3 protein-coding genes and 2 pseudogenes are annotated in these 3,941 nt (G+C 75.9%); 3 read left to right on the top strand and 2 right to left on the bottom strand.

Features of this window, described 5'->3' with window-relative positions:
* The coding region (locus AB0O29_RS34430) for a LysR family transcriptional regulator (RefSeq protein ID WP_365159927.1) at positions 1 to 224 on the bottom strand (224 nt) is incomplete at its 3' end.
* A 132-nt stretch (positions 225 to 356) separates the two neighbouring features.
* On the opposite strand from AB0O29_RS34430, the gene AB0O29_RS34425 reads away from it, so the two are divergent.
* The 3 genes and pseudogenes from AB0O29_RS34425 to AB0O29_RS34415 form a co-directional block, all read left to right on the top strand.
* The gene (locus tag AB0O29_RS34425; protein WP_365159930.1) at positions 357 to 929 is read left to right on the top strand and encodes a carbonic anhydrase; all 573 of its coding nucleotides are present in this window, start codon (positions 357 to 359) and stop codon (positions 927 to 929) included.
* A gap of 49 nt (positions 930 to 978) precedes the next feature.
* A complete protein-coding gene (gene cynS, locus AB0O29_RS34420) occupies positions 979 to 1,449 on the top strand; it encodes a cyanase (protein WP_365159924.1) in 471 nt (156 codons plus the stop codon).
* Between the two features lie 63 nt (positions 1,450 to 1,512).
* A pseudogene (locus tag AB0O29_RS34415) lies at positions 1,513 to 1,791 on the top strand (nucleoside deaminase); the annotation flags it as partial.
* Here AB0O29_RS34415 and AB0O29_RS34410 read toward each other — a convergent pair.
* Positions 1,779 to 3,722, bottom strand: a pseudogene (locus tag AB0O29_RS34410) (serine protease); the annotation flags it as partial. The pseudogenes AB0O29_RS34415 and AB0O29_RS34410 overlap by 13 nt on opposite strands.
* Positions 3,723 to 3,941 lie beyond the last annotated feature (219 nt).

Genomic DNA, 3,941 nt, shown 5'->3' with positions numbered 1-3,941 from the left:
AACGCCTGCTCGCCCCTGGAGCCGGCGGCGAAGCAGTACGACCAGTCGAGCGCGGGCCCCTCCCCATGGCTCGGCATGCCCACGCCCAGGGTCCGCTCCAGCTGTCTGACCTGCTGGGAGAGCGTCGGCTGGGAGATGTGCAGCTCCTCGGCGGCGCGGGTGAAGTTTCCGTGTTCGGCCACGGCGAGCAGATAGCGCAGGTGACGCAGTTCGAGGACGGCCATGGAAGCAACTATAGATGCGACCACTAGCTCCCATCCCTAACAGCTCTTGGACACTATAGGTACAGGTCATGCATGGTGGATCTCACCAGCCCACAGGGATCGATCACCACCCGAAGGGAGTGACCAGTGACCGTGCAGGACCTCACCGAGGGCGTCGCCCGTTTCCAGCGGGACGTCTTCCCCGCCAAGGCGGAGCTCTTCGCCCACCTGGCCACGCACCACAGCCCGCACACACTGTTCATCAGCTGCTCCGACGCCCGCGTCGTCCCCGAGCTGCTCACCGGCACCGAGCCGGGTGACCTGTTCGTCATCCGCACCGCCGGCAACCTGGTCCCCGCCTACGCCCCCGGGGCCGACGGGGTCGCGGCGAGCATCGAGTACGCGGTCGCCGTCCTGGGCGTACGGGACATCGTCGTCTGCGGCCACTCCGCCTGCGGCGCGATGACCGCCCTCGCCCGGCGCCAGGACCTCAGCGCCGCCCCGGCGGTAGCCGACTGGCTGCGCCTCGCCGACGCCTCGGTGGCCCGTACCGCCGCCGACGGCGACGTACCGGCCCTGGTGCGCCAGAACGTACTCGCCCAGCTGGCGAACCTGGCCACCCACCCCTCGGTCGCCCGGGCCCTGGCGGAGGGGCGGACCGCGCTGCACGGCTGGGTCTACGACATCCCCACCGGCCGCGTCGAGCACCTCACGCCCACGGCCTGACCTCTCCTCCGTATCCCCCACACCCAGTCCCCGAAAGGACGTACCCGTCATGACGCAGGCACAGTTCACGCAGACCGCCCGCGAGGCCCTCGCCGACCAGGCCGTGGCCGCGAAGACCGCCAAGAACCTCTCCTGGAAGCAGATCGCCGAGGCCTCCGGCCTGTCGGTGGCCTTCACCACCGCCGCCGTCCTCGGCCAGCACCCGCTGCCGGAGGCATCCGCGAAGGCCGTCGCCGAGCTGCTGGGCCTGGACGCGGACGCCGTCCTGCTGCTCCAGACCATCCCGCTCCGCGGCTCGATGCCGAACCGGATCCCGACCGACCCGACCATGTACCGCTTCTACGAGATGCTCCAGGTCTACGGCACGACGCTGAAGGCCCTGGTCCACGAGGAGTTCGGTGACGGCATCATCTCCGCCATCAACTTCCGCCTTGACGTGAAGAAGGTCGCCGACCCCGAGGGCGGCGAGCGCGCCGTCATCACCCTCGACGGCAAGTACCTCCCGACCAAGCCCTTCTGACCCGCGGCGGGGCGGGCCCCGCACCCAGCCGTCCGTCCCCCTTCCTCCCCCGAAGGACCCCTCATGGACTTCGTCCAGCGCACCATCGACATCGCCCGCCGCAACGTCGCCGAAGGCGGCCGCCCGTTCGCGACCGTCATCGTCAAGGACGGCGAGATCCTCGCCGAGAGCCCGAACCGGGTCGCCCAGACCAACGACCCCACCGCCCACGCGGAGATCCTCGCCATCCGCGAGGCCTGCGTGAAACTGGGCACCGAGCACCTGACCGGCGCCACCATCTACGTCCTCGCGCACCCGTGCCCGATGTGCCTGGGCTCGCTGTACTACTGCTCGCCGGACGAGAGCGCGGCCAGGGCGCGCAGCACCTCCCCGTCGGCGCGGGCGCGCAGGGCGTCGAACACCGCGTCCGGGTCGGGCAGTACGGGCAGGGCCGCGACCAGCGCGGAGGCGGGCAGCCGGGAGCCGCGCTCGGGGTCGCGGAAGCAGTCGAGGGCGTCGGCGAGGTGGCGGGCCCGCGCCTGCGGGTCGCGCAGCAGGATGCCGAGGGCGCTGCCGTGCAGGGGGAGGTCGCCGGGGCGGGCGAGGAGCGCCTCGGCGGCGCGGCGCAGCAGCTCCCGGTCGGCGGGGGTGCGGACGTGGGGGGCGGTGGCGAGCCCGTACGCGGCGGCGGCCACGCGGCGGCCGGGGCGCTCGTCGTGGGCCCAGCGGTCGACGGCGCGGGACAGGGCGGAGGGTTCGTCCTCGGCGAGGACGGCGAGCAGCTGGTCGGCGCGGTGGTGCGCGGCGTCGACGAGGGCCTCGGTGAGGTCGTCGGGGGCGAGGGCGCGGTGGGTGTGCAGCAGGGCCTGGGCGGCGGTGGCGACGGTGGCCCCGGGGCGGCCGCGCAGCCGGCGTTCGTCGGTGAACCAGGCGCAGAGCAGGGGCAGGACGAGCCCCGGGGCGCGGGCGAGGCGGCGTCCGGCGGCTTCGAGGTAGCGGTGGTCGGAGGGCAGCAGGCGGCGCAGCAGGTCGAGCCGGTCGGACTCGGGGAGCCGGAGCCGGTTCCAGAACCAGCCGCCGAAGTCCTCCGGGCCGGACCGCGCCACGTGCTCGGCGAGGGCGTGCAGCACGGGCAGGTGGGGGGCGGCGTCGGGGGCGCGCAGCAGGGTTCCGCGCAGCAGCCGGGCGGCCCACCAGACGCGGTCGGGGTGCGGGTCCCCCGGCGGGGCCTCGGCGAAGGCGTGGAGGGCGCCGACCAGCCGGGCCAGGGTCTCGCGGGTCTCGGCCTCGGGGAGCCGGCCCAGGGCTTCGAGCACGGGCCCGATGCGGTGCCGGGGCACGGGCGGGCCGGGGGCGGCGGGGCCGGAGTGGACGAGGGAGTCGAGGGCGGTGGGGACGTCGAGGTGGCAGGCCTGGAGCCAGTCGGAGAACTCCTCGTGCGCGAACCGGTAGCCGGGGCCGGCGGGGACGAGCAGGCCCTCGGCGAGGACGGCGGAGGCCCAGCCGGTGCGCCAGGGGAACAGCTCCTCGAAGGCGGCCCGGTCGAGCTGCCCCTGGCCGGGCCCCAGACACCGCCGCGCGGCCTCGTGCACCCGCCCGCTCACCCGCACGGCCAGCCGCCGCACCCCGGGGGCGTACAGCCCCCCGCCCCCCGGCCCGCTCCCGGCCGCCCCCGCCCCTTCACTCCAGGACCCGGACGTCCACCCGCCGGCGGTCCACACCTCCTCGAACGGCACGGCCGGGCGGGCTGCGGGGGCGGTCCGGCAGTCGTCCGGGGCCGGGGCGGAAGCCGCGCCGCGGGCGGCCTGGCCGGGAGCGGTTCGTTGGGGTTCGGGGTGGGGGGCGGTGGTGATGCGGAGGGCCACACGGAGGGATACGAGGTCCAGGTGGGCCTCGAAGATCTCGGCGCGGTCCGGGCGGCCCTCCGTGACCCCGGCCGCGCGGATGCCCGCGAGCAGGCCCAGGGCGAGGGGGTGGCGGGCGTCGGCCCCCCGCACCGCGTCCGGGGGGATGCCGAGGCGGGCGCGGGCGGTGTCGGCCTCCGCCGGGGTGAGGTCGCCGACGGGCAGCGCCGGCGGCAGCCGCCGGGCGGGGCGTTCGGGGGTGTGCAGCAGCTCCGGCGGGTAGAGGGCGCCGGCCCGCTCCCAGTACTCGGGCCGGGCGGCGACCACCAGCCTGGCCCCGGTGCCGCACAGCCAGGCGGCGGTGGACACGGTCCAGGGCGCGAGCCGGTGCGCGAGGGCGGGCGGCATCTCCTCGGGGGCGTCGAGCACCACCAGCAACGCCCGCCCGGCCGCACCCGCCAGCCGCGCCACCCGCTCGGCCGTCCCTTCGACGGCCGACCCGGGCAGGGACCCGGGCAAGGACCCGCTCAGGGAACCGGACCAGGCGCCGGACGACGCCTCGGGCGCGGCTCCGGACGATGCCCTCGGCACCGCCCCGGGCACGAACCCAGGCGCGGACCCGGGCGATGCCCCCGGCACCACCCCGGGCGCGGCCTCATGGGCGCTCCC

This window comes from Streptomyces sp. NPDC089915 (genome assembly GCF_040684675.1).
Lineage (GTDB): Bacteria > Actinomycetota > Actinomycetes > Streptomycetales > Streptomycetaceae > Streptomyces.
This window is presented reverse-complemented; position numbering and strand designations above follow the sequence as displayed.

Bases quoted from the DNA above. Each gene is read 5' to 3' on its own strand.
- cynS (WP_365159924.1), top strand. From the start codon at position 979: ATGACGCAGGCACAGTTCACGCAGACCGCCCGCGAGGCCCTCGCCGAC.